Source organism: Photobacterium sp. S4TG1, from assembly GCF_036040035.1.
Taxonomy (GTDB): domain Bacteria; phylum Pseudomonadota; class Gammaproteobacteria; order Enterobacterales; family Vibrionaceae; genus Photobacterium.
Window position 1 is genome coordinate 99,399 of record NZ_JAYXUH010000005.1, and the last position, 24,368, is coordinate 123,766.

Genomic DNA, 24,368 nt, shown 5'->3' on the forward strand with positions numbered 1-24,368 from the left:
CTTACATATAACTAATATGCTAAATGTTACATATCAATTAAAACCGACATAATCTATTACATATATAATATTGAACGTGATGCATACTAATATATGATGCCCCCGAAATTTATTTATATTTTTAAGGTCATTATGTTCAGCTTGAAAAACAAACATTTAGTATGTCTTTTATTAACAACAGTGTCATTTTCTACTTTTGCATCAATAGAAACTAATAAGCCACAATTTGTTGTTATTAGTATTGATGATGGTGTGAACCAGGAGATGGAAAAAAGTGTTGCTCAATTGAATAGTTCTATTCCTGTAACATTTTATGTCAATGTTGTGCAGCAAGCCGGCGGGTGGATATATGATGAATCCATGCTTGATATTGTTTGTGTTAATGATGATGGCTTAACAACAGGTAATCCTCAATGTGTAAGTAACCCTCAATCTATCAATAATCTATATAAGAAAGGGCACGAGTTTGCCTTACATACTTATTCTCATCCTGCTATTGCATCGGGAAATCAAGGTGAGCCGTTAACACAAGTTCAAATTGAAAATGAGCTAAAAAATAATTATAACTTCTTGGTGGCATCAGGGGTTCCTAACGATAAAATCAAAGGCTTTAGAGCGCCATTTTTAGATACAAACAGCAGTGGCTGGGATCGAGATAATAAGAATGTTTCTTTAAGCCACTTACAAGGAATAATGAATCAATTAAATATTAACTATGATTCTTCATTGTCTGCACCACCAGAGAAAACGTTACCAAGAAAAGGTGTTCGACATTGTACATCAGCACCTGGTGGTTGGGATAACGTACATTGTGATTTTACTCAAAAAGAGCAGTTTAATTGGGAAGATGGTGGTTATCCTAAATATACCGTAGCAACACAGCCTAAAAGTAATCAATTATTTATGGGTCACAAATACATCAATGGCAAAATTGTAAATGTTATGGATACTGTATTTGGTGCTTGTAATCAAAGTTGTACTGCTGATGAAGCGAAGAACATTTGGATGGAAAATTTCTTAAATCATTATAATGATACGTCACGACCACCCTTTGGTATTTATTTACATCGCCAGTCTTTATCTATTCCTGCTGAAGTGGATGGCTTAAATGCATTTATCGATGAAGTTAAAGCATCATATCCAAATACCTATTTTGTAACTGCTAGTCAGATCAGTGAATATTATAAAATGGGTATTGATCTTACTTCTGAACAAATTGAAGAGTTTTTAAGTAAATAAGATAAATTCTTTTTATTATTTTATGGCGAGTGCATATATGTAGTCGCCATTTTAATGTTTTTGACATCAAAAACGGGCGAGTTATGTTGTCGGTATCTAATCTGTTCATATGTTGATACTTCGCTGTATGTTAAATATATAAAATAAATGTAATACTTAGTTCATTATTATTTCTATAGACCTTATAAGCCATTGAATCTATCCGTAATTAAGTCTGCTACTCTGGCAGCGATGCCCTTCATGTTATTGTTCTTAGCCGGTATTGTTGATGCTATTGGCTTTATTCATCTTAAAAATGGTTTATTTGTCTCTTTTATGAGTGGCAATACAACGCATGTAGCGATGTTGCTTTCTAACCATCAATATGGGCAATCAATGTCTTATATAGGGGTGATTTTGCTGTTTGTTACTGGTATCACTGTCGGTGAAATGATTGCTGTATTGCAGAAAAACAATTACCGTTGGTTAGTGATGAGTTCTGTTTCTGTCTTGCTCTGCAGTACTGTATTTATCGAACCAATAACTATACCTATGGTAACGAACTTTATACTAGCTTTTGCTATGGGTATACAAAACATTGCATTAAGGATCACTATCAGTAAAGCAATGCCACTAACATTTGCGACAGCTTTTCTTGCCAATACCGGACGGGAGTTTGCAATGCTGTTATTGGGGCAAGGTGATAAAAACATTTTTATTAAACAGTTTTGCTTATGGCTGTCTATTTTTATTGGCGCGATTGTTGGCAGTCAATTGATGACGTTCTCATTAAGTTATGCATTAGTTGTACCAACCGTGTTAAGTTTGTGCATTGCAGGGCTCCTTTTTTGGTTAAAAGATTTGACGAATGAAGATTAGTCTTACTATGCACAAGCATGCTTATTGGCTTGGTTTTGTTTTGATAATATATTTTTGTTTTTCTTAACCATTTGATTTTTAATACAAAATAACTTAATTCTGTTTGTTTTTCATTTTGCCATCTTTAATGTTAATATTTTGTTAATAAATTAATTATCAATTTTTTTTTGCTTATATAAAAGAATAAAAATGATCTAATCATAATGATTTTAATATTATTAAAGCGCATTTTTTAGTTTTGCGCTCAAAGTGTGAAATACTTAATTATTTTGATATATATATTACTTGCTAGTAATTAAATAAAGATGTAATTTATTTGCGAAAGGACAATTAAGCCTAATATTAGGTGTAATCAAAAAACCTCTAATTATTTAATTATTTATATTTATAACTAATTAATATATCTGTAGATGCAAAAATATGCGTGATTAATTGTGCCATTATTATAAGTTATTAAATAATATGCTTATAATTTATTGAGGCATAAATTTCTGTTCTTGTTATTTGAGTTTATTGATGTGTTATATAAAAACCTTAAGTTATAAGTGCAACAATCAATATTAAATAAGAGTAACATTAGTGCTTGATTTAAATTTATAAAAGTTAAATAATTTTCATTATTAATAAAATATTGAGACAATAAATCAATGAAGTTAACGCCAAGAGAAAAAGATAAGCTTATGTTATTTACAGCATTTTTATTAGCTAAGATGCGTAAAGACAATAATCTGAAATTAAATTATCCAGAAGCGGTTGCTTATATTTCTGGAATGATTGTCGAAGGTGCAAGGGAAGGTAAAACTGTTGCTGAATTAATGGATTATGGCACTACGTTATTAAGCGCTGATGACATTCGCCCAGGAATAAAGAATCTTATTGTAAATGTTCAAGTTGAATGTACTTGTACTGATGGCACTAAATTAATTTCCATACATAATCCAATTAAATAAGAGATAGCAATGATTGCGGGTGAAATTATTTGTAATAAACAAATAAATGAAATTTGTATTAATGAAAATAGAAATACAATATCGATTTCTATTGAAAATTGTGGTGATAGAACTGTTCAGATTGGCTCACATTATCATTTCTATGAAACAAACTATGCGCTGAAATTTAATCGTGAACTGACAAAAGGTTACCATCTTAATATTGCTGCAGGTATGTCAATTCGAGTACTTGCAGGACAAAAAATGGATGTAGAGTTAGTCGAATTTTCTGGAGCAAAAAACATCGCAGGTTTTCAAGGGAAGTTTGTACAAAAAGCAGGACAAAAAAATGACTAATATTATTCAAAAAAATGATTATATTTCAATGTTTGGTCCAACCGTTGGTGACAGCATTCGATTAGCGGATACTGAATTATGGGCAAAAATAGAACAAGATTTTACGCAATACGGCGAAGAAATGAAGTTTGGTGGCGGTAAGGTCATTCGTGATGGAATGGGGCAAAGCCAGTTAACGAGTGAGCATTGTGTTGATGTTGTTATTATCAATGTGGTTATTATTGATCACTGGGGAATTGTTAAAGCTGATATTGGTATTAAAGACGGTCGTATTGTTGGGATTGGGAAGTCGGGTAACCCAGATATTCAAGAGAATATTGATATTGTTATTGGTCCGAACACAGAGGTTATTGCAGGTGAAGGACAAATCATTACAGCCGGTGGTGTTGATACGCATGTTCACTTTATTTGTCCACAGCAGGTAGAAGAAGCGTTATCCAGTGGTTTAACAACATTAATTGGTGGTGGTACTGGCCCTGTTGCAGGAAGCCTTGCAACGAATATGACTCCTGGTGTTTGGAACATGCATCGCATGCTTGAAGCTATTGATGAACTTCCAATTAATGTGGGTTTATTAGGTAAAGGGAACAGCAGTGAGCCTGAAGCATTAAAAGAACATATTTTAGCGGGTGCTGTGGGCTTAAAAATACATGAGGATTGGGGGTGTACACCAGCGACCATCGATACAAGCTTAAAACTGGCTGAAGAATACGATATTCAAATTGCGATACACACTGATAGTTTAAATGAAAGTGGCTTTTTTGAAGATACGGTAGATGTTTTAGATGATCGCACTATACATGCCTATCATGCTGAAGGTGCTGGCGGTGGTCATGCTCCTGATATTTTAAAAGCATGTGGCGTGAATAATATTATTCCATCATCATCTACTCCTACAATGCCTTATACAATTAATACCGTTGATGAGCATTTAGATTTAATCATGGTTTGTCATCATTTAGACCCTAAAATACCTGAAGATTTGGATTTTGCATTATCGCGAATCAGAAAGGGTACCATGATGGCTGAAGATATTTTGCATGATATTGGGGCTATTCCATTAATGACTTCTGATTCTCAAGCTATGGGGCGAATTGCAGAAGTTATCAGCCGCACTTGGCAATCAGCTCATAAAATGAAAGTTCAAAGAGGTGCATTGGAAGGAGACTCTAGTAAATCAGATAATAATAGGATCAAACGGTATATTGCTAAATACACCATTAACCCAGCCATTACTCATGGTTTGTCTCATGATGTAGGCTCGGTTGAATGTGGAAAATTAGCCGATCTTGTTCTTTGGGACCCTGGATTTTTTGGTATTAAGCCATCATTAATTATTAAAGGTGGTATGGTTGTAATGGCTGAAATGGGAGATCCTAACGGTGCGTTACCTACACCACAACCTGTTCATTATCGCCCAATGTATGCGGCTTACGGCAAAGCGAAAATGAAGACGTCGATTACTTTTATGTCTCAAGCCGCGATTGATGCAGGACTTCCTGAAAAGTTACAGTTACAAAAAATTATTAGTGGTATTAAGAATACTCGAAATATATCAAAACAAGATATGATTCATAATCATTGTACCCCTGAAATTAAAGTAGATCCTAAAACATTTAGTGTGTGGGCAAATGGTGAGCTTTTAGAATGTGAACCAATGTATGAATTACCATTAGCTCAAAACTATATGTTATTTTAGATAAAAATTAAAAATGGAAAAAATTACTTTATATACTCTGCTTTTCTTATTTACCTTATAAAATAATTCAAAAACAAATAATAATACATAAACTATTTTAGGATAAATATAATATGGCACATAATATTATAAAAAATTCACGAAATACGAAAAATGCACCCCAAAATTTAGTCTCAACTCAAAGTGTTGCATTTTCTCATTATAATAATATATCAGCTCAATTACCGCTAGACCCTAATACGGGGAAAATGGTTATAGGTGGTATAAAAGAACAAACTACACAATGTTTAAATAACATTAAAGCCATTATTGAAAAAATTAATCATACCATGGATGATGTGGTTAAAATTCATATTTTTATTAAAGATATTTCTAATCTTAAGATAATAGATGAAGTATACAAAACCTTTTTCAATGATATTTTACCGACACGTACTGTTGCTGTTATTGAGGCTTTACCTGATGATGATGCGTTAATACAGATAGATGCGTTAATTTCAAATGGAGATGGAACCGCTCCACAACAACCTTGTGCATTAATTAAAGTCTCTAGAAATACAGATAATGCACCAAGTGATAAGATGGCAACGCAAACAGTCGCATTTTCTCATTATAATAATTTATCGTCTCAATTACCGATAGATTTTAAAACGAATGAAATTATTAATGGTGATATTAAAGCACAAGTAAAGCAATGTTTAAATAATATAAAGACTATATTACATAGTATTGATCATGTTCTTGATGATGTAGTGAAAACAACGATTTATATTAAAAATGTTAAAGATGTTTACATTATAAATAATGTTTGTAATACATTTTTTGGTGATTATATTCCAGCTCGAACTTTCGTTGTTGTTGAGGATTTACCTGTAGGTGCATTATTACAAGTTGACACTGTGGTATCACATGGCGATGGTACACCGCCACAATTACCTGAAGATAGTCGCTTACTTGTTATCGAAGCAAGTAATAGTGTAAATGCACCAGCAGTGCCTTATTCGCATACAGTGGCATTTTCTCATTACAATCATATTTCAGGGCAATTGCCATTAGATCCTAAAACGTTAACAGTTGTAGATGGCTATATACAAGCGCAAACAAAGCAATGTCTCAATAATATTAAAGCTATTATCGAAAGTGTTGATCATGTTATGGATGACATTGTGAAAGTTAATATTCAGCTTAAAAATATACAGGATATTGATCTTGTTGATGAAATTTATACATCATTTTTTGAAGAGGCACTTCCTGCCAGAACTGTTATAGGTGTATCTGCAATACCAATGGATGCTCTTATTCAAATGGATATAGTTGTATCTAATTGTGAAAGTACACCCCCTCAATAATATAGAACACAATATAAACTAAAAAATTTAAAAATCGCCTCATTTTAAAAGAATTGTAATTATTTTGAGGCGATATTGTGGACTATGTATTACTTTTTCAACCATTCAGTTATTATAAATGGAGAGTTAATGTCTGATTTTAATGTAGCATCAGAGTTATTAGCACTGAAGGCTCAAACGAAAGCTATTCGCAATCGAAAATCTGTTAATAGAGTATCTAGACTTGATAAGTTTAAATATGAATTATTAGAACTTTATAAAGCGGGGGCTAGCGTTGCTGAACTTCAACGGTGGTTAATTACGAATGCAAATATTCAAATAGCACATTCAACAATTTTAAGATGGTTAGATAAGCAACAAATTGTAAAATAGATTTATTGATGTAAATAATGAAGAGAAAAGAGTAAAAGTATCCAGAGAATATAATCATGAATATAATATATGATACTAATGTTATTAACTGTGATAAAAGTAAGCATCACGTAATGTGTAATCAGTGCATTAAGGTAACCGAACATTACATATTAGCCTCAATTGAGCAATTTGGTACGACTACAGCTGATGAAGATGTATATTGGAATTGTAAAAACCAAATAATTCAATGTCTTGAGTGTAATTCTGTGTCTTTTCGAACCGTATCAATTTGTTCTGAACGTCAGGCTTATGATGATAAAGGCGAATATTACTACCCTGAAAAGATAGAAATTTACGGATAATATTAAACATTAAAAAGCAGTATGCCGATAATTATTAATTAAATAGTTATCGGCATACTGCTTTTTACTCAAGAAAATTTAAAATAGCAGGATGTTTGTTATTATATTGGCAACTAGAATAGTAAAATTTATTGGTTAATTGAGTGTAAGTTACGGTATGTATAATTTCATCTTTATTAATGATGATGGATACTTTATCAAATGAAATATCCGTTATTGCTTGAATTGATGAATCTAAAATAGCAAGAACTAACCGAATGCAATTATAGCGCTCAAATGCAGATAATCCAATGAGATTAGAGCTGTTTAAAATACTAAATTCAAGTTCAATATCTGAGAGATTATTTAAGTTTGTGACTTTAAAATACATAGTTAATATTTCTTATTGATTTTACATAAATAAATTATTTTTTTATTGTAATTCTAATTACCCACCTATTGCAAATAAGAAAACGAAGCCAAATTATTAATAATTTATATTAAATTAGATATTAATTCAAAAAACACTCATAAGATAATGATAAGTAAATAAAGATACGCAAATATCTAAATAAATCCTGAAAATTTAAATATTAAAAGATCAAGATCGAACAGTTAAAAATCATATGGGTGATTAAAATTTAATCAAAAAATAAAAGTTTAGTTAGAATAAAGTGATTATATGGTTAGATAGAAGAAAGGACATGACTGTGTATCACACTCACAAATATTACCCATGGCAACATACAGTGGCGTTAGTATTCGCTACACTATGAACATTATATAAATCAAAGGGAAGGGATATGCATACGCTATTAAAGCTCATAAAACAGATCATTGATAAGCATTTTATGGCCATTAATAGATATACATTAATGCTACTTGTCAGTGGGTATGTGGTACTAAGTTGGTTTGGATTGGTTTTTACGCATGAAGCACATTTAACTGATGAAATAGCTCGTTTTATTTACTATATAGTGACGACCAGTAGTACTGTTGGTTATGGTGATTTAAGTCCAATAACAGCACAAGGACAACTATTTGCAGCCTTATTTATTATTCCGTGTGGTGTAGGATTATTCGCATTATCAATTGGTAAAATAGCCGTTTTTTTTACTGATTTTTGGCGTGCAAATCGAAGAGGTAAACAAAATTTGAATTTAGATAATCATATTATTGTTATAGGTATTAATAGTCGTCGTACACCTCATTTACTTGAGATGTTAAAAAGGGAAGAACAAGGGCGACGTGAAGTCGTGGTGGTTTCTTGTGAATATGATGAATCCCCCTTTGATACTGATGTACACTTTGTACGGGTTAATTCATTTACAGATGCTATTGAAATGGAACGTGCCAGTCTTTCAACTGCCAGTGCTGTAATTGTAGATACTGATTTAGACGATGCAACATTAACCGTGAGTTTATTTATTGCTGAACAAAATAGTGATGCACATTTAGTGGCGCACTTTGATGATGCGATTAAACGAGATTTGTTACATAAATACTGTCCTAATTCAGAATGTATCTCCTCATTATCAACGGAATTAGTGGCTAAATCAGTTATAGATAAAGGTTCAAGTTTTATTCATTCTGAGTTGGTAAGTGCACATAAAGGTCAAACTCAATACTCAATTGAGGTTCCTGAAAATATTGTTGATATCACTTTAGAATCAATATATTACACATTTAAAAAGCATCATGAAGCTATCATAATTGCAGTGCAGCAACAAGGTAAAACTTGTGAGATTAATCCTAGTTTAACGACAATATTGAAAGCTGGCGATATTGTTTATTACATTGCTGATGAACGTATTATTGATTTAGTTTGGTAGCACATAAGTCACTTGTGATTTTGTGGGATTAGTCACAGAACAGCTTTTGTTTAATATACTCTTAAACAATTTACAGATAATAATATGCCACTAGGTTTGTATTGTTTAGTAATGATTAACATGATGCAATATTTAGTTATATAAATTATAGCCTTAGATTGTTAATTAAAGAGTCAATGAAAGTGATAATAAAACGATTATATAAATTATTCTTGCGATATTAGAATGAAATAAAGGTAAGTTTGTAGGTATTCATCATAAGGAAATGACGATGCAGTGGGATGATGTAAAAGGGCCGAGATCTTTTTTTGGAAAAGCACCGGTTGATATTTATAAGCCGATTGAAGTGGGAGAAACCGTAAAACTTCGTTCAAATCGTGATGAAATCAAAGTGAAGATTATAGAGTGCCATTCAGAAATCATTAAAGGGGAAGTGATTGACGATAGCACCGATATTGGATTAGTTACGTTTGTTAATGGCGATATGGTTGAATTTAGTACACAACATATTGTTACTTTATACCGTAACTAAATAAAAATAATAAAGGAGGGTGAAATTGGTTGGTATAAGTAAATCAGGCGCTGAACGTTATGGAAGACTTTTTGCTCAATTGACGGATGAATCATGGCTATTTGGTGTGATTGTCGCAACCGTTTTTTTAGTTATAGCATTATCTACTATGTTCCTCTTTATCAACCAACGACAGAACCTGCTATGGCGATTATGACAACGCTAAAACCGCTGATGTTTGTTTTTCCACTAATTACCATAGGTCTCACTTTTGCGGCAAGCTTTCGAGCTGTTAAATCATACTTAAATAATAAAACAGCAGCTTAATAATAGATTAATAAATAACGATGGGTTATCAGATAACTCATCGTTTTTAATAAATAAAAACACGTCAAGTTTGTTAAATAAATGGGGTTAATGTTTTTATAATGTTTAATTAACAATGAAAATCAATGGAGATTATTTTTTATAGTTAATATTGACGCATTATTAAATATTGGTAATAGCAATGTGTGATCATTGTTTTACTAAAATTTTAAATGATGACTCGTTTTTTTGTGAATTTAGGCTACGATAGCGGCCATTTCTCGTTCATTTATTTAATTAGATCATGACTATAAAAAAAGCGGTTTCTTATCTGTTTGTTGCTGTAAGTTTTTTTGGCAGCATGTCTGCAGCACATGCCTATGACCAAATTACACTTGGACGTACTATTTTACTTGAAATCGGTGAGCATGGCGCAAAAATACCATTAGTAGTGTGTCGTAATACCGATGCCATTAAAGTTAAAGCAGAGCGTAACTTACATCTAGAACGTATTAAAGTAACGTTTAGAAATGGTGAAACGCGTAATATCTCTTTTTATCGTGATCTGAAGAAAAACCAGGAAACAAGTTGGCGTAAGTTTTCATACAAACGTTGTGTGAAGAAGTTAGAGGTGTACGGCAATTCTGACGGTACACGTGCTGGTGTTAAAGTTTACGGTCGTCAAAAAGATTAAAAAAAAGCCATATGCCTTATCTGTGACACTGATAGATGAGGCAATATGGCATTATTATTTCGTTATTCTAAACTTGATATAATCGATTAAATTATAATAGCCCTACGGTAAAGTGTAAGCCGTAAAACACGCCTCGTCCGATGATTTCTGCAGCAAACATAATCACAAAAGCAAGGCTACTTAGAGCCGTAACAGATGTCGTTTGTGATGATTTAAATGCAGAGAATAACCACAAACCACCCGCAATAACGAGTAAGATTAAACGGGTAATAATTGAACCTGAGTAGATAGCTAAATGCTCGGCACCTGTTTGAATTGACGTTGTTATTTCAGCTATACTCACTAATTGCCACGCTGTTATCACAAGATGAAGTAAGATTATCACGACACCAAATGTGGCTAATTTAGCATTTAGTGTAGGGCTGGCAGCACCTGTTAGGTTCAATAGCACGTAACCAAGTAATACACCTGACATTAATACAGTGCCAATAAACTCAACATAAGTAAAACTGCTATCCCATACCGGAACGGTATTGATCAAATAGACTTTGATCATCGCTGCCATAAAAATAATACCAGCAATAGTAACAACAATACGGGCGATTTTTAATACATGCTCACTTGCTATTTTAAACAGTTCTGCAAGCCAATAAATACCACCTAAAGCAAAGAATAAACTACCGGTTAGGATTTCGTTTGATAAACCTGAGTGACCGACACGGTTTAATGCATTAAATGCACGTAAAGGGCTACCAAGGTGCATGGTTGATGCGGCGAAACCTAAGGCCATAAAAGCCCATAAAATAAACATACTAAGCACTAGTGGTTGACGCTGTTTTGCTGTTGAGTCCATTTGAGATAAACGGCCAGCCATAGTGATATAGCCACCAACAGCAGTTTGTGCCAGCACAGTAAACACGACTAAAGGTAATTCAGGATACAACATTATTTTACCTCCCGAGGGTTTTGTAGAAATCCACTGGTATCATGAACGGGTTTACCATTTGGATTTAGCTTAATGATTAAGTTTGGATGGGTAATGTTTGAATCAGGTAATGGTGCACAATTAGCGTTAGTGCCGTATTTTTTACGTAATTCGCCGATCTCGCCAAACTCAATCGCACGCAGTGGGCAACTATCAACACAAATAGGCATTAACCCTTCAGCGACGCGTTCAAAACAGCCGTCACACTTGGTCATATGACCTTTTTCTTCGCTATATTGTGGTGCGCCATAAGGACATGCCATATGACAATATTTACAGCCTATACAAACATCTTCATTAACGACCACTAAGCCATCTTCTTCACGCTTATGCATTGCGCCAGACGGACATACTTTTGTACAAGCGGGATCATCACAGTGATTACATGAAATCGATAGGTAATAGGAGAAAACATCTTGGCGGAATACACCATTGTTCTCACTCCAGTTACCTCCAACATACTCATAGATTCGACGGAAGTTACGATCAATACCTAGATCTTTATTGTCTTTGCACGATAATTGACAAGTTTTGCAACCCGTACATTTACTTGAATCGATGTAAAAGCCGTATTGTTTTTTCGGTGTCATTATGCAACTCCCATGCTTTTCACAAGTTTCACTTCAACAAGGTTGGTGTGAGATGGATTAGATTTCGCCAATGGACTTGGACGGCTAGTGGTTAATACATTAATTGAACCTGCTTGATCGACACCTTTACTATTAGGTGAATACCAAGCGCCTTCTCCAAGAGCGGTAACATGGGGCATAATACGAGGTGTTACTTTTACGCGAACATTCACTTCACCCTGTTTACTACGGACACTGACAAGATCGCCATTTTTAATGCCACGAGGAGTCGCATCAATAGGGTTCATCCATAATTCTTGTGGCGCCGCGGCTTTTAAAATATCAACGTTGCCATAAGTTGAATGGGCACGAGCTTTATAGTGGAAACCCGTTAATTGCAGCGGGAATTGTTCACGATCTTTTGAATCCCAACCATTAAACGTTGAATGATATTCAGCGATAGGAGTGATCTTTTCATCGTCACTTAGGGTCCATTCTTTTGCTATAACTGCTAGCTGTTCGGAATAGATTTCAATTTTTCCTGATGGTGTTGCAAGTGGATTGGCAATGGGATCGGCACGGAAATCTTCATATGGCACATACGGACGATCAAATTGTTTCTTATAGATCCCTTGTTTACGCATTGTGTCGTAATCAGGTAAGTTTGCGTCATTATTTTGCTTAACAGTTTCAGCATACATCCACTGTAACCATTGCTCTTGAGTACGTCCTTCAGTAAAGGCTTTTTCAACACCCATACGCTTAGCCACACCAGACATAATGTCGTAGATTGGCTTACATTCAAAACGGGGTTTGATGGCTTGGCTAGCGAAGATGAAATAAGGCATAGATGCAGCAGCACCATCCATACAGAAGTCAGATTGCTCTGATGTAGTACAGTCAGGTAGAACAATATCTGCATATTTAGCGGATGAGGTCATGTGATTATCGATAACAACGATCATTTCACAGGCTTTTTCATCTTGTAGAATATCATGGGTACGGTTGATATCTGAATGCTGGTTTATCAAACAGTTACCAGCATAGTTCCAGATAAATTTAATCGGATTTTTGAGTTTTTCTGCGCCTAAGATGCCGTCTGTTTTATCGGTCATTTCATGAGCACGGAAAATCGCATCAGTCCAAAGGAACATCGGGATAGAGGCTTTTACCGGGTTAGCGACTTTAGGGAAACGAACAAAAGGGTAACTATGGCTACCTTCTCGTGCTCCTGTACCACCACCTTGAAGACCCACTTGGCCTCGCAGAAGTGACAGCATCATGATTGCTTTACAAGCTTGTTCACCATTAGCTGAACGTTGTAATCCCCAACCTTGCGTGATGTAAGTGCGGTTTGAGTTACCAATTTCACGGGCTAATTTAATGATAATGTCAGCAGGAATACCTGTAATAGGCGCAGCCCATTGGGGAGTCTTTGGTGTTTTATCGTCGCCATTACCGACAATATAGTCTTTGTAACTGCCGTTTTTCGGTGCTGATGCCGGCAATGTTTTGGCATCATAACCAACACAATATTTATCAAGGAAAGCTTGATCAACTTTATTTTCAGCAATTAATACATGGGCAATAGCGGCGCATAAAGCGGCATCTGTTCCGTGTTTAATTGGAACCCATTGATCTTCACGACCGCCAGCGGTATCAGTGTATCGAGGATCAATACAAATTGTACGGGTATGGTTGATTTTTTGGCCATCAACAAAACTATGAACTTGGCCACCACCAGACATGCGCGTTTCAGCTGGGTTGTTACCAAACATAATGCACAAGTCAGCATTTTGCACATCGTCAACACTGTTGTTATCAATAAATGAACCGTAGAAAAAGTCACTCATACGCTCAATATTGGCTGCTGAGTAGTCACCATAATGGTTTAGGTAACCACCACAAAGGTTCATCATTCTTGCAATTAGCGTGCTAGATGGATCCCAACTTTTCGTCACAGTGCCACCAAGTGTGCCTGTACCGTAGTTAAGATAAACCGCATCATTACCATATTCTTTGATGGTATGTTTTAAGCTGTTGCCAATAATATCGAATGCTTCATCCCAACTAATACGCTGAAATTTACCTTCACCACGCTTACCGATACGTTTTAATGGGTATTTAAGGCGATCAGGGTTGTAGACACGACGACGCATTGAACGGCCACGTAGACAGGCACGGACTTGATGAGAATGGTTGAAAACATCATCACCTGTGTTATCCGTTTCAACATATTTTATCTCACCATCAACGACATGCATACGTAAAGGACAGCGAGAACCGCAGTTCACCGTACATGATGACCACACAATCTTTTCATCGGGTTTTGCTGGGGTTTCTTTGGCAATCGCTTTAACGCTAGTGAATGGTAGGGACATTCCTCCAGCAGCGGCTGCTAATAAAGACCCACTTTTTAGCACGCTACGACGGCTGACGCTAAGTGGCTTTTTTGAATCTGTCACATTATCCCCTTAAGACATTGCTTTTTGTTTTGTGAGGAGAAAGTATGCCTTTATAAAATTATCATTTATTGTTTTATGTCAATATATGTAAGATAGTTTCAACGCATTATTAACTTAACGATGTAAATTAATAGATTATGAGAAATGATGTTCATTTGTAGCGATATGGAAAATATAAAAACATTGAGTAGGGTTATTGGTGGGTTGTTTTATTACCATCCAAGTCAGTATGAAACAGTTGGCCTTAGTGCAGTATTAAGCTTGGATCATACTGGTTTTACTCAGTTTGATACCACGATAGCGGCAATTTCGGCCACGGATCCCCATACTTTATCGGTATGGCATGATGAATTATTTACTGGAATAGGGGAGATGAAAGCGCCACCATGGGGGTCGGTTTACTTAGATAAAGAGTCTGTCGTCTTTGGGGATTCAACACTACATTTTCGACAATTTTTGCAACAATACGGCATTAAATTTGAAACGAGTCACAATGAACCAGAAGATCAATTCGGGCTCATGCTAATGGTGATCGCAAGTTTAATTGAAGATAATAATTTGGATGCGGTTACTGAACTGTTATCTAAACATTTATTGCCTTGGGCACCACATTACTTAACGCTACTTCAACAAGCGGCTCCTTCTGGAGCTTACCGTGAGTTAGCTGAGTTAGGACAAGCTTTTATTGTGGCTCTTACAGAAACGTTTAATGCTGAAATAGTACCAGGTAAGATATATTTTAATGCGTGAATCAAAGCAATATAGTCGACGCCAATTATTTACCCACTTTGCACGTCAACCTGTTGAGGCACCATCACGATTAGTTATTAGTAATACTTGCGATAATCTTTATGGTTATTGCGAAAGTTGTGCTGATGTCTGCCCTGAGCAGGCCATTTCATGGTTGGTAGATAAAAAGCCAACGATTGATAGTACAAAGTGTACACATTGCCAACAATGCCTTGATGCCTGTTTTATCAATGCAATCACAATAAATGAGTAATAAGCATTGATCCTACTTTATTTTTATAAGTTGAAATAACGTATATGTTGACTAAACATACTATTGTTAGTTGCTATATACCTATGAAAATTAAGGATGCAATAAAAAGAGGCAGTTTCTGTTATTCGGTGCAGTAATATTTGCCTTATATTGATATTCTAATTCCATATGCAATTAAATGTTAATTGGTTCATGACTTATAAGGATAAATGTTTATGACTGATACACCTAAGCGTGCTTTAGTTGTTGAAGGTGGTGCCATGCGTGGTATTTTTGCTACGGGTGTTTTAGATGCATTTCTAGAAAAAGATTATAACCCATTTGATTTTACGATTGGTGTGTCGGCTGGATCAATGGTGTTAATGGGCTACTTATGTAAAAACCATAAGCGAAATTATCAAGTCATTACTGAGTATGCACGTAGCAAAGCGTTTATTAATTATTTTCGTTTTGCTAAAGGTGGCAACCTCATCGATATTGACTGGTTATGGTCTGAAAGTATTAATAATCTACCATTAGAAATCGACAAATATGAAAGTCAAGGTATTCCTTTATTTGCCACTACGACCAATATTGTCACGGGCAATGCTGACTACATCGAAGTTAAGCGGGACAACCTACAAAGCTTGATGACAGCGACATGCGCCTTACCAATTGTTTATCGAAATTTTCCTAAAGTAGATGGTATTGCCATGAGTGATGGTGGTATTGCTGATCCGATACCTGTAATTGAAGCTTATCGTCGCGGTGCACGTGATATTACGGTTATTTTGTCGCACGCACAGGCTAATTTTGTTCATAGCCATCAAGTTCCTTGGCTAACACGTAAAATATTTAAAACAACTCCAGTGTTTGGTCAAGAGTTTCTCACAAAAGAATCACGTTATAATAAAGCATTGTATTTTATTCGTAATCCACCTGCTGATTGTCGTATTACGGCTATCGTACCGAATAAAGAATTTTTAATAAAACGTTTAACGCGCGACGTAAAAAAACTGAATGTAGGGTATGAACTGGGTCGTCAGGCTGGATTTAAAATGATTGATGATGATTTGATGTTGAGTTAACGCCTACTGTTTAAATGTAATATTGTATAAATGTGATTTTGGAAAATCGACTAATTATTAGAGAGGTTTTCCTTTTTATCATGAAAGAGTATGGTATGGATTAAAGAACGTATCGTACTAGGAAAATAATATGACTATTGTTGATGCTGCAAAAAAGCGTTATTCAACCAAAGTCTTTGATCCATCACGTAAATTAACAGATGATCAATTACAACAAATCAAAGCGTTGATTCGATTAAGTGCTTCTAGTGTAAATTCACAGCCTTGGCATGTTATTGTCGCAGCAACTGATGATTCTAAGCAACGTATAGCCAAAGCAGCGGAAGGGCCTTATGTCTTCAATAAGCCCAAAATGTTGGATGCATCACATGTGCTCGTTTTTTGCTCAAAAATAGCTATTGATGATGATTATCTAAATGACTTATTAGCAGCTGAACAGCAAGATGGCCGTTTTTCTAACGAACAATCAAAACAACGTATGATTGATGGACGTACTTTTTTTGTTGACTTACATCGAAAAAGCTTAGGTGATGCTGATCAATGGATGCAAAAACAAGTGTACTTGAATATTGGTTCATTGTTATTAGGTGTTGCTGCGATGGGTATTGATGCTGTCCCTATTGAAGGTTTTGATCGTGATATTTTAGATGAAGAGTTTAATCTTAGCCCACAAGGCTTTACTAGTTTAGTGGTCGTGCCTGTTGGCTATCATAGTGCAGATGATTTTAATGCTAACGTACCTAAATCACGTTGGCATGACGAACAAATTTTTACGGAGTGTTAAACAATGATTTACCTATTAGCAGAAATTAAAGCAAATCCAGGCTGTATTGAAAAAGCACAAGCATTGTTAGAATCGTTGATTGCACCGACGCATTTAGAAAAAGGTTGTGAGAGCTACCAGTTATTCGTTGATCAAAATGTTGAAGGTTTATTTGTAATGCAAGAAGTGTGGCTTTCTCAAGCACATCTTGATGATCATTTAGAAAGTGCGCATTTTTTGAATTTTTTAACCACAGCAGAAGAATATAAATTATTTGAGTCTGTGAAATTGCGCCCAATGAATTTGGTTGGCTAATTTAGCCTAAATAAAAGCCACTGACCGTGTTTGCTGTTACAACAAACACGGGCAGTGGCTTTTTTATGACTAAAATATTTTTTATAATAAAATTATAGTTAAGCCGTTATTGGGCGTAATCCACTGATAATTAATTTCTTATCAACATGATAATCTGTTGCATAATGGCGTAACTTACAGTCATTACCATCATGGCAACCACAGCTTAGGCAACGTTTAGCTTCATTCATCGCCGCACTATGGCTATAGCCTGTCTCTACTTCATTAAAACTTAAATGACGAGCATGTACGTGTAGCTCTGACATTTTATTACGCATAACGTGTGTTAAGGCATGTTCAAGCTGAGCTTCAATATCGGTTGCGTTATTATCTGCAAGTAATGAGCGCATAATATTTTTAAGTTTGTCGACATGATTCGGGCGGATTAAATGTCCACGAGTCACATTGCGTTCACGGAATGACTCAGTGTAGAGTTTTTCCATGTTGCCACCAAATTGCATATCGATTGCTTGTGCGGCTTTACGGCCATCTGCGATGGCTTCGATTGCTGTCGCTGGACCTCGACGAAAATCGCCAATACCAAAGATGTTATCAACGCCAGAATACATGGTGTGCTCATCGGTATTGAGTGTATTCCAACGACTCATTGGTAGCTCTGTGGTATCGTTATTTAAAAAATCAGTATCGGTTTTTTGTGATACAGCCGCTATTACTGTATCAAATTCTGCATAGATATATTCACCGGTTGCTTTTGGTGAACAGCGTCCAGAAGCATCCGGTTCACCTAACGCCATTGTTTCTAATTTCACTTGGCAAATATGACCATTGTTATCAGCAATATTCTCGACAGGGTTTGTTAAAAATAAGAATTTAACCCCTTCATGTTCCGCTTCTTCAATTTCATATAATTCAGCCGGCATCTCATCACGGGTGCGGCGATAGATAAGGGTGGTGTCTGCTCCTAAGCGTAACGCTGTTCGTGCACAGTCAATTGCTGTATTTCCCCCACCGATAACGGCCACTTTTTTACCAATGGTGTAGCGTTTATCCAGTATTTGATCTTTTAAAAAGTCAACACCAAGATAATGCCCATTAAGATCGGTACCTTTATAATGCATTTCACTGGCAAGTGAAGCACCAACCGCTAAGCAGACAGCATCATAGTTGTGTTGTAATGATGATAAAGTAAAATCAGTACCCAATTTTTTGTTCGTTTCAATCTTCATACCATTACGGCACATGATCTCAATTTCTTGATCTAAAATAGCTTTGGGTAAGCGGTATTCGGGAATACCATAGCGTAGCCAGCCACCGGCTTGAGGCATCGACTCAAAAACAGTGACGTTGTAACCTTCATTACTAAGAAAGTAACCACAACTTAATCCACCGGGGCCTGCACCTACAATAGCAATATGTTGCGCTTTAGCTGTTTTTTGGACTGGGGTATAAGCGTGTAATGATGCCAAATCAATGTCAGCAGCGTAGCGTTTGATTTGGCGAATCGCGATCGAACCATCGACTAATTTACGTTGACATTTAGCTTCACAAAAAGCGGGGCACACACGACCAATAGACAATGGCATTGGCAGTGTTTTTTTGATGACTTCAATGGCTTTTTGTGGCTGATTGGTTGCAATAAAGTAGAGATAAGATTGAATATCAACATCTGCAGGACAAGCGACTTGGCAAGGTGGAACGCTGCAACTGATATTGGGTGCGGATAAAATTTGTTCTAGTGCGTGTTTACGTCGTTGAATTAATGCTGTCGATGCTGTAGTAACGACCATCCCTTCTTTCGGGTGAATACGACATGCTTTTACTGTTCCACGGTGCTCTATTTCAACATCACATAAATCACAGTTGTGATGAAAACCGTCAATACTACATAGTGATGGGATTGTAATGCCACATTCTTCAGCTGCTTTGAGCAAGGTTAGACTTTGATTTACCTTGAATGTGTTACCGTCAATAATGATATTTACCATTAATAGTCTCTATTATTTTTATCAGCTGAGAACAAAGTTGTATTGATGTCGTTAGTGTTTCTCAGTGATTTTTAATTATTTTATGAATTACTTAAAGGCTATATCCGTATAAGCCAAAGATGCGAATTGCTTATAACAAAGCAGAGGTTAGACGTATTAAATTGTCTGTTATATGTTCGTTGGCTAAATAGGAACGGCATCATAGCATGATGCTTTATAGGTATAAAGAGAGTGGTTAGCAGAGTTTTTTTTGATTTTTATGTTTTAAATTAGTCGGTTAAAAATAGTAATCGTTTGCTTTGTGGCGGGTTGATAGGAATTTTATTTATAATAAACGTCGAGCGTAATCGTAAAAAATGTAATTTATTAGTGTTTGTTTTTCGGTTTGTTATTGTTGGGGATGCTTTGATGGTATAACCTAAAGCTCACGCAAGGGGGAACAATGTCAAAAAGCATATTTTTATTACGTCATGGTCAAACAGTTTTTAATGCACAACAGCGCTTACAAGGACATTGTAATTCAAATCTAACGGACTTAGGACAACAACAAGCTGCTGCGATCGGCTTATCTCTACAAAATAAATTAGCCAATAAGCGTCAATGGACAATATATTCAAGCCCATTAGGTCGTGCGATGCAAACCGCAAAAATAGTTGCTGAACAAATAGGTATTGATACTAATACGATTGTGCAAGATGCACGTTTACAAGAATTTTGTTTAGGTGATTGGGAACAAACTTATATTCCAGATCTTAAAGCGAAACAGCCACGACTTTTTGAGCAGCACGATTGGTATTTAATGGCACCAAATGCTGAGTCTTATTATGCCGTTAAAGATCGCATTGAAGATTTTTTAGCCGATATTTCAGTGCCTGAAAACGTTATTGTTGTTTCGCATGGTTTAACGGGGGCTGTATTTAGGGGGGTTTATGTCGGTATGACTTACAATGAAGTCTTCTCTCAAGATTTGCCACAAGACGCTTATTTCTTATTGGCTAACGATAAAATTAGTCGTATTCAGTGTGATATTCACAGTGTTGCTGCCTTTGCCGTTTAAACTGCCATAACAGCAAACTAATAGTAACGTTTTATCTATCTATAAAATTTATCTTTCATTTCTGCATAAAGTATAATAAAACACAGTTTATATAACAAATTTATGCTTATGTTCATTGTTGGTTCATTTATAGAAAGCTATTATCTAAGCAGATAATAAAAGTATTTAATGAATGTTTGTATAAGCAGACTTATCAGGTAAGAGATAAACGTTAGGATAACCTAATGGCCTGATTGATGAAATTTTAGAGAGGCGTGTCCATGAGAAATTTACTTACTGGTTTTTTTGCTGTTGTAGTCGGTTTATTTGCAGTTTCTTTTGCTGCGATTATGGCATTGTTTCTTGGTATTGCGGCAATGATTGCTAAGCCATTTATTAAACGTAAACTTGCAGCTGAAGGCATGCAATACGAAGAAAGTAACTTTACAGAAGGCTTTGCTGGCCAAGATGAAACTATGAACAGTGTGTTCCGTCAGCAACGTCAAACGACTGCAAATGTGATTGATGGTGAATGCGAAGATGTGACTAGTCGAAAGTTTTAATCGATGTCATAGAAGCACTTATTATACTAAGAACGCCTAGCTATTATTGCTAGGCGTTTTTGATTGTCTATTCCATGATAATTATTGAACGTTATAGGCTTTTGCTTTTACCATATTACGGTATTGCGATGGCGTAATATTAAACTCTTTTTGAAATCGTGTTGAAAAATGATAAGCATCTTTATAGCCTACTTGTTCTGATACGTCAGATAATGACATTCCAAAGTCTCGTAATAATTCTTTAGCTGTTTCCATTCTAATTTTACGAAGATATTGATGTGGAGCTTGGCCGACTTGGTCTTTAAATTTACGGTTAAAACTTCGAAGTGGTAATTCACAATGTTGCGCTATTTGCTTAGAGGTTAACGGTAATGACATATAGCGTTGCATCCAATCTTGTGCTTGTGCGATAGATTCATCAAATTGCACCTGGCCGCCAATTTCATAAAAAGGCTGATGACCTGATTTACTGATTTCATGGCCATAATGGGTTTCAATTGTATCAGCAATTTTTTGGCCATAATATTTAGAAATTAAATAAAGCACCATTTCTGTTTGTGAGTTAATACTTTCAGTACAGTACAACCCATTAGCTGAAGTGATAGAAGCTTGACGATTAAGTTTTATTTGTGGGTAACGCTGAGAGAATTTGTCATAAAAATACCAGTGGGTGGTTGCCGTTTGATTATTCAACAAACCAGTTTCAGCCAGCCAAGTTACGCCAGTACCTGTTGCAATTATCTGTGCACCATTATGATATTGTTTAATAAGCCAAGCGGGAATTTGAGGGTGTTTTGATAGTGATGAGATGGGGTTACCCCACATCGGTGGCACAATAATAATGTCAAAGTTAGATGGGTCTTCAAAGGTCATATTCGGTTGAATACGAATACCTGCGGTAAGAGTTGGAGACTCAAGGCTAGATGCAATTAGTTTAATCTCAAATGGGGATTGTTGCTGCGTCTTACGATCTCGAAGGCTAGCAGCACTGGTTAGCATTTCTGCACTTAATGAAATCCCTGTAATTAATGCCCTATGAAATAGTATAAAACCGACTTTCATTATTCCACCTCTGACTATAATTGTGCATAAAACACACATCATTGTAATGTTTTCGTACCGATGGCCGAAATGCCAGTGATTTTGGCACAAATATAGAATGAATCACAGGTTAATACTGATATTCTATTTTAAACGGTGTATTAAATCGATCTCAGGATATTAAAATGGCAAAATTACCGCTAATTGTTGGTTTAGGTGGCATTAATGCTGCTGGTCGCAGTTCTGGCTTTCATAACTACAAACTGATGATTGCTGATGTGCTATCTGAAGAGACAATGCAATCAACATGGCAAGACCTCGCTCGTCGTATGGGATTGAGTGACGATGGTGCTATTACTGAAGACATCATTACTGCAATTAAAGCGGGCACTTGTGTGCGCCGTATTGATTCATTTGATCCGGATAATTTGCTTTATCAATACAAAGCGAATCTTAATTCAGCTGATGATCAAATCACCTTTTCATTACGTAAATCGAAATTACCTAATCATATTCCAAGTAATTGGCAAGTTGATATTCAAGGTACAAAAGCTGTTATTACGGTAAACGGTAATTTTGATGCTCTAGTTGAAGGCCGTATTGCTTTTCCTGTATCGAGTGGCGGTAATATTCCCGCTGGTTTTGATCCGAGTAAATTATATAATTCTCGTTTCCATCCTCGTGGTTTGGCGCTAACTGTCTATGGTGCGTCTGATGCACTTAATTCATTAGGTTTTGATTGGAATGAAGTATTACGTCATATCAAACCTGATGAAGTATCAGTATATGCGGGCAGCGGTTTAGCACAAATTGACGATAACTCATTGGGTGGCATGATTGCTGCGCATCTTACGGGGGGCCGTGTAAGCTCTAAGATGATGGCGTTATCATTAGCGCAAATGCCTGCTGACTTTATTAATGGTTATGTGATTAATAGTATTGGTGCAACTGGCACAAATATGGGGGCGTGTGCGACGTTCTTATATAACTTACGTCAAGGTATGCATGATATTCAGCACGGCAAAGCGAAAGTTGTGATTGTCGGTAATGCTGAAGCACCTGTTGTTCCCGAAATCATGGAAGGTTTCCGCGTGATGGGGGCGCTGGCAGAAGATGAACAATTAAAAGCCCTTGATGGTACTGATAGCGTCGATAATCGACGTGCTTGCCGACCATTTTCATCAAATGCTGGTTTCACTATGGCAGAATCTGCACAATTTGTAGTGTTAATGGATGATGAACTTGCACTTGAGCTAGGGGCTAATATTTATGGCTCTGTGGCTGATGTATTTGTTAATGCGGATGCGAATAAAAAGTCAATTTCAGCGCCAGGTGTGGGCAACTACGTCACAGTGGCAAAAGCCGCAGCATTAGCAAAAGCTATTCTTGGTGAAGAGGGCGTAAAACAAACATTTGTCCAAGCACACGGCACCGGCACTCCTCAAAATCGCGTGACTGAAAGTCATATTCTCAATGAAGTTGCTAAAACATTTGGTATTGAAAGCTGGCCTGTTGCTGCGATTAAATCGTATGTTGGTCATTCAATGAGTGCCGCTGCAGGCGATCAACTGGTGGCGTCATTAGGTGTGTGGCAATACGGCTGGTTACCTGCAATTAATACGATTGATCACATTGCAGATGATGTACACCAATCAAATCTTAATATTCTAACGCAGCACACTTTTGCCGGTGATTGTGGCCAAGATTACAAAGCCGTTATTCTTAACGCTAAAGGGTTTGGTGGTAATAATGCATCTGGACTTGTGTTATCTCCTCAACAAACACTTGCAATGTTAACGTCGAAATATGGCTCTGATGCAATGGCGGCTTATCAGGTTCGTAATCAGGCAGTTAAAGCGGTTGCAACCCGTAATGATAATAATGCATGTCAAGGGCAAGAAACTATTCGCTATCAATTTGGTGAAGCGGTGATGGATGAACATTCAGTTACCATTACACCAGATGCGATAAAATTGTCTGAGTTTGAGCACGCGATTACATTACATAGTGTTAATCCTTACGCCGAGTATAATTAGAAGAAGAAAACAGAAAGCAGGTTATTTATGGCCTGCTTTTTTAATACTAAAAATGAATAACAAGGATCATA

26 protein-coding genes are annotated in these 24,368 nt (G+C 36.0%); 20 read left to right on the forward strand and 6 right to left on the reverse strand.

Annotated elements, in window-relative coordinates; genetic code table 11:
- The first annotated feature begins 132 nt into the window (after positions 1–132).
- From VXS03_RS08595 to VXS03_RS08630, 8 genes are all read left to right on the forward strand, one after another.
- Positions 133–1,239, forward strand: coding sequence for a polysaccharide deacetylase family protein (locus tag VXS03_RS08595; RefSeq protein ID WP_327763231.1), 1,107 nt, complete (start codon positions 133–135; stop codon positions 1,237–1,239).
- A 240-nt stretch (positions 1,240–1,479) separates the two neighbouring features.
- Positions 1,480–2,097 (forward strand): YoaK family protein, encoded by a 618-nt coding sequence (locus VXS03_RS08600; protein ID WP_327763232.1) that lies wholly within the window; start codon positions 1,480–1,482, stop codon positions 2,095–2,097.
- Between the two features lie 647 nt (positions 2,098–2,744).
- Complete coding sequence (gene ureA / locus VXS03_RS08605; protein WP_327763233.1) at positions 2,745–3,047, forward strand: urease subunit gamma; 303 nt, start codon at positions 2,745–2,747, stop codon at positions 3,045–3,047.
- A gap of 9 nt (positions 3,048–3,056) precedes the next feature.
- The gene (ureB, locus tag VXS03_RS08610; RefSeq protein WP_327763234.1) at positions 3,057–3,383 is read left to right on the forward strand and encodes an urease subunit beta; all 327 of its coding nucleotides are present in this window, start codon (positions 3,057–3,059) and stop codon (positions 3,381–3,383) included.
- A complete protein-coding gene (ureC, locus tag VXS03_RS08615) occupies positions 3,376–5,082 on the forward strand; it encodes an urease subunit alpha (RefSeq protein WP_327763236.1) in 1,707 nt (568 codons plus the stop codon). The genes ureB and ureC overlap by 8 nt, the downstream gene beginning before the upstream one ends.
- A gap of 113 nt (positions 5,083–5,195) precedes the next feature.
- Positions 5,196–6,431 (forward strand): RidA family protein, encoded by a 1,236-nt coding sequence (locus VXS03_RS08620; RefSeq protein WP_327763237.1) that lies wholly within the window; start codon positions 5,196–5,198, stop codon positions 6,429–6,431.
- A 129-nt stretch (positions 6,432–6,560) separates the two neighbouring features.
- Positions 6,561–6,803, forward strand: coding sequence for a hypothetical protein (locus VXS03_RS08625; RefSeq protein WP_327763238.1), 243 nt, complete (start codon positions 6,561–6,563; stop codon positions 6,801–6,803).
- Between the two features lie 56 nt (positions 6,804–6,859).
- A complete protein-coding gene (locus tag VXS03_RS08630) occupies positions 6,860–7,147 on the forward strand; it encodes a hypothetical protein (protein WP_327763239.1) in 288 nt (95 codons plus the stop codon).
- 64 nt (positions 7,148–7,211) lie between these two features.
- On the opposite strand, the gene VXS03_RS08635 is transcribed toward VXS03_RS08630, so the two are convergent.
- The gene (locus VXS03_RS08635) at positions 7,212–7,517 is read right to left on the reverse strand and encodes a hypothetical protein (RefSeq protein WP_327763240.1); all 306 of its coding nucleotides are present in this window, start codon (positions 7,515–7,517) and stop codon (positions 7,212–7,214) included.
- Positions 7,518–7,929: 412 nt separating this feature from the next.
- Between VXS03_RS08635 and VXS03_RS08640 the strand changes: the two genes are divergently transcribed.
- From VXS03_RS08640 to VXS03_RS08655, 4 genes are all read left to right on the forward strand, one after another.
- Entirely contained in the window at positions 7,930–8,958 is a 1,029-nt protein-coding gene (locus tag VXS03_RS08640) for an ion channel (RefSeq protein ID WP_327763241.1), read from the forward strand.
- A 271-nt stretch (positions 8,959–9,229) separates the two neighbouring features.
- Positions 9,230–9,490, forward strand: coding sequence for a hypothetical protein (locus VXS03_RS08645; protein ID WP_327763242.1), 261 nt, complete (start codon positions 9,230–9,232; stop codon positions 9,488–9,490).
- A gap of 93 nt (positions 9,491–9,583) precedes the next feature.
- Positions 9,584–9,796 (forward strand): hypothetical protein, encoded by a 213-nt coding sequence (locus VXS03_RS08650; protein ID WP_327763243.1) that lies wholly within the window; start codon positions 9,584–9,586, stop codon positions 9,794–9,796.
- A gap of 283 nt (positions 9,797–10,079) precedes the next feature.
- Positions 10,080–10,469: a DUF2541 family protein gene (locus VXS03_RS08655; RefSeq protein ID WP_327763244.1), complete on the forward strand. Its 390-nt coding sequence runs from the start codon at positions 10,080–10,082 to the stop codon at positions 10,467–10,469.
- Positions 10,470–10,560: 91 nt separating this feature from the next.
- On the opposite strand, the gene VXS03_RS08660 is transcribed toward VXS03_RS08655, so the two are convergent.
- Genes VXS03_RS08660 through VXS03_RS08670 form a run of 3 tightly spaced genes read right to left on the reverse strand, consistent with a single transcriptional unit; the run spans position 10,561 to position 14,488 of the window.
- Entirely contained in the window at positions 10,561–11,415 is an 855-nt protein-coding gene (locus VXS03_RS08660) for a dimethyl sulfoxide reductase anchor subunit family protein (protein WP_327763245.1), read from the reverse strand.
- Positions 11,415–12,044, reverse strand: coding sequence for a DMSO/selenate family reductase complex B subunit (locus VXS03_RS08665; RefSeq protein ID WP_327763246.1), 630 nt, complete (start codon positions 12,042–12,044; stop codon positions 11,415–11,417). Before VXS03_RS08665 ends, VXS03_RS08660 begins: the two co-directional genes overlap by 1 nt.
- Positions 12,044–14,488, reverse strand: coding sequence for a DmsA/YnfE/YnfF family dimethyl sulfoxide reductase (locus tag VXS03_RS08670; RefSeq protein ID WP_327763247.1), 2,445 nt, complete (start codon positions 14,486–14,488; stop codon positions 12,044–12,046). Before VXS03_RS08670 ends, VXS03_RS08665 begins: the two co-directional genes overlap by 1 nt.
- 144 nt (positions 14,489–14,632) lie before the next feature.
- Here VXS03_RS08670 and VXS03_RS08675 point away from each other — a divergent pair, with 144 nt between their 5' ends.
- The 5 genes from VXS03_RS08675 to VXS03_RS08695 all read left to right on the forward strand — a co-directional run bounded on the left by VXS03_RS08675 (position 14,633) and on the right by VXS03_RS08695 (position 17,636).
- Complete coding sequence (locus tag VXS03_RS08675) at positions 14,633–15,238, forward strand: molecular chaperone TorD family protein (protein ID WP_327763248.1); 606 nt, start codon at positions 14,633–14,635, stop codon at positions 15,236–15,238.
- On the forward strand, positions 15,231–15,491 hold the full coding sequence (locus tag VXS03_RS08680; protein WP_327763249.1) for a 4Fe-4S binding protein: 261 nt from the start codon (positions 15,231–15,233) through the stop codon (positions 15,489–15,491). The genes VXS03_RS08675 and VXS03_RS08680 overlap by 8 nt, the downstream gene beginning before the upstream one ends.
- A gap of 215 nt (positions 15,492–15,706) precedes the next feature.
- Complete coding sequence (locus VXS03_RS08685; protein WP_327763250.1) at positions 15,707–16,558, forward strand: patatin-like phospholipase family protein; 852 nt, start codon at positions 15,707–15,709, stop codon at positions 16,556–16,558.
- A 130-nt stretch (positions 16,559–16,688) separates the two neighbouring features.
- Positions 16,689–17,342: an oxygen-insensitive NAD(P)H nitroreductase gene (gene nfsB / locus VXS03_RS08690; RefSeq protein ID WP_327763251.1), complete on the forward strand. Its 654-nt coding sequence runs from the start codon at positions 16,689–16,691 to the stop codon at positions 17,340–17,342.
- 3 nt (positions 17,343–17,345) lie between these two features.
- Complete coding sequence (locus VXS03_RS08695; protein WP_327763252.1) at positions 17,346–17,636, forward strand: putative quinol monooxygenase; 291 nt, start codon at positions 17,346–17,348, stop codon at positions 17,634–17,636.
- Positions 17,637–17,734: 98 nt separating this feature from the next.
- Here VXS03_RS08695 and VXS03_RS08700 read toward each other — a convergent pair whose 3' ends face one another.
- On the reverse strand, positions 17,735–19,621 hold the full coding sequence (locus VXS03_RS08700) for an FAD-dependent oxidoreductase (RefSeq protein ID WP_327763253.1): 1,887 nt from the start codon (positions 19,619–19,621) through the stop codon (positions 17,735–17,737).
- 442 nt (positions 19,622–20,063) lie between these two features.
- On the opposite strand from VXS03_RS08700, the gene VXS03_RS08705 reads away from it, so the two are divergent.
- A complete protein-coding gene (locus tag VXS03_RS08705; protein WP_327763254.1) occupies positions 20,064–20,678 on the forward strand; it encodes a histidine phosphatase family protein in 615 nt (204 codons plus the stop codon).
- Positions 20,679–20,938: 260 nt separating this feature from the next.
- A complete protein-coding gene (locus VXS03_RS08710) occupies positions 20,939–21,220 on the forward strand; it encodes a hypothetical protein (protein ID WP_327763255.1) in 282 nt (93 codons plus the stop codon).
- A gap of 81 nt (positions 21,221–21,301) precedes the next feature.
- Here VXS03_RS08710 and VXS03_RS08715 read toward each other — a convergent pair whose 3' ends face one another.
- The gene (locus tag VXS03_RS08715; protein WP_327763256.1) at positions 21,302–22,282 is read right to left on the reverse strand and encodes a GlxA family transcriptional regulator; all 981 of its coding nucleotides are present in this window, start codon (positions 22,280–22,282) and stop codon (positions 21,302–21,304) included.
- A 164-nt stretch (positions 22,283–22,446) separates the two neighbouring features.
- Between VXS03_RS08715 and VXS03_RS08720 the strand changes: the two genes are divergently transcribed.
- Positions 22,447–24,297, forward strand: a complete 1,851-nt coding sequence (locus VXS03_RS08720; RefSeq protein ID WP_327763257.1) for a beta-ketoacyl synthase — start codon at positions 22,447–22,449, stop codon at positions 24,295–24,297.
- The last annotated feature ends 71 nt before the right edge of the window (positions 24,298–24,368 follow it).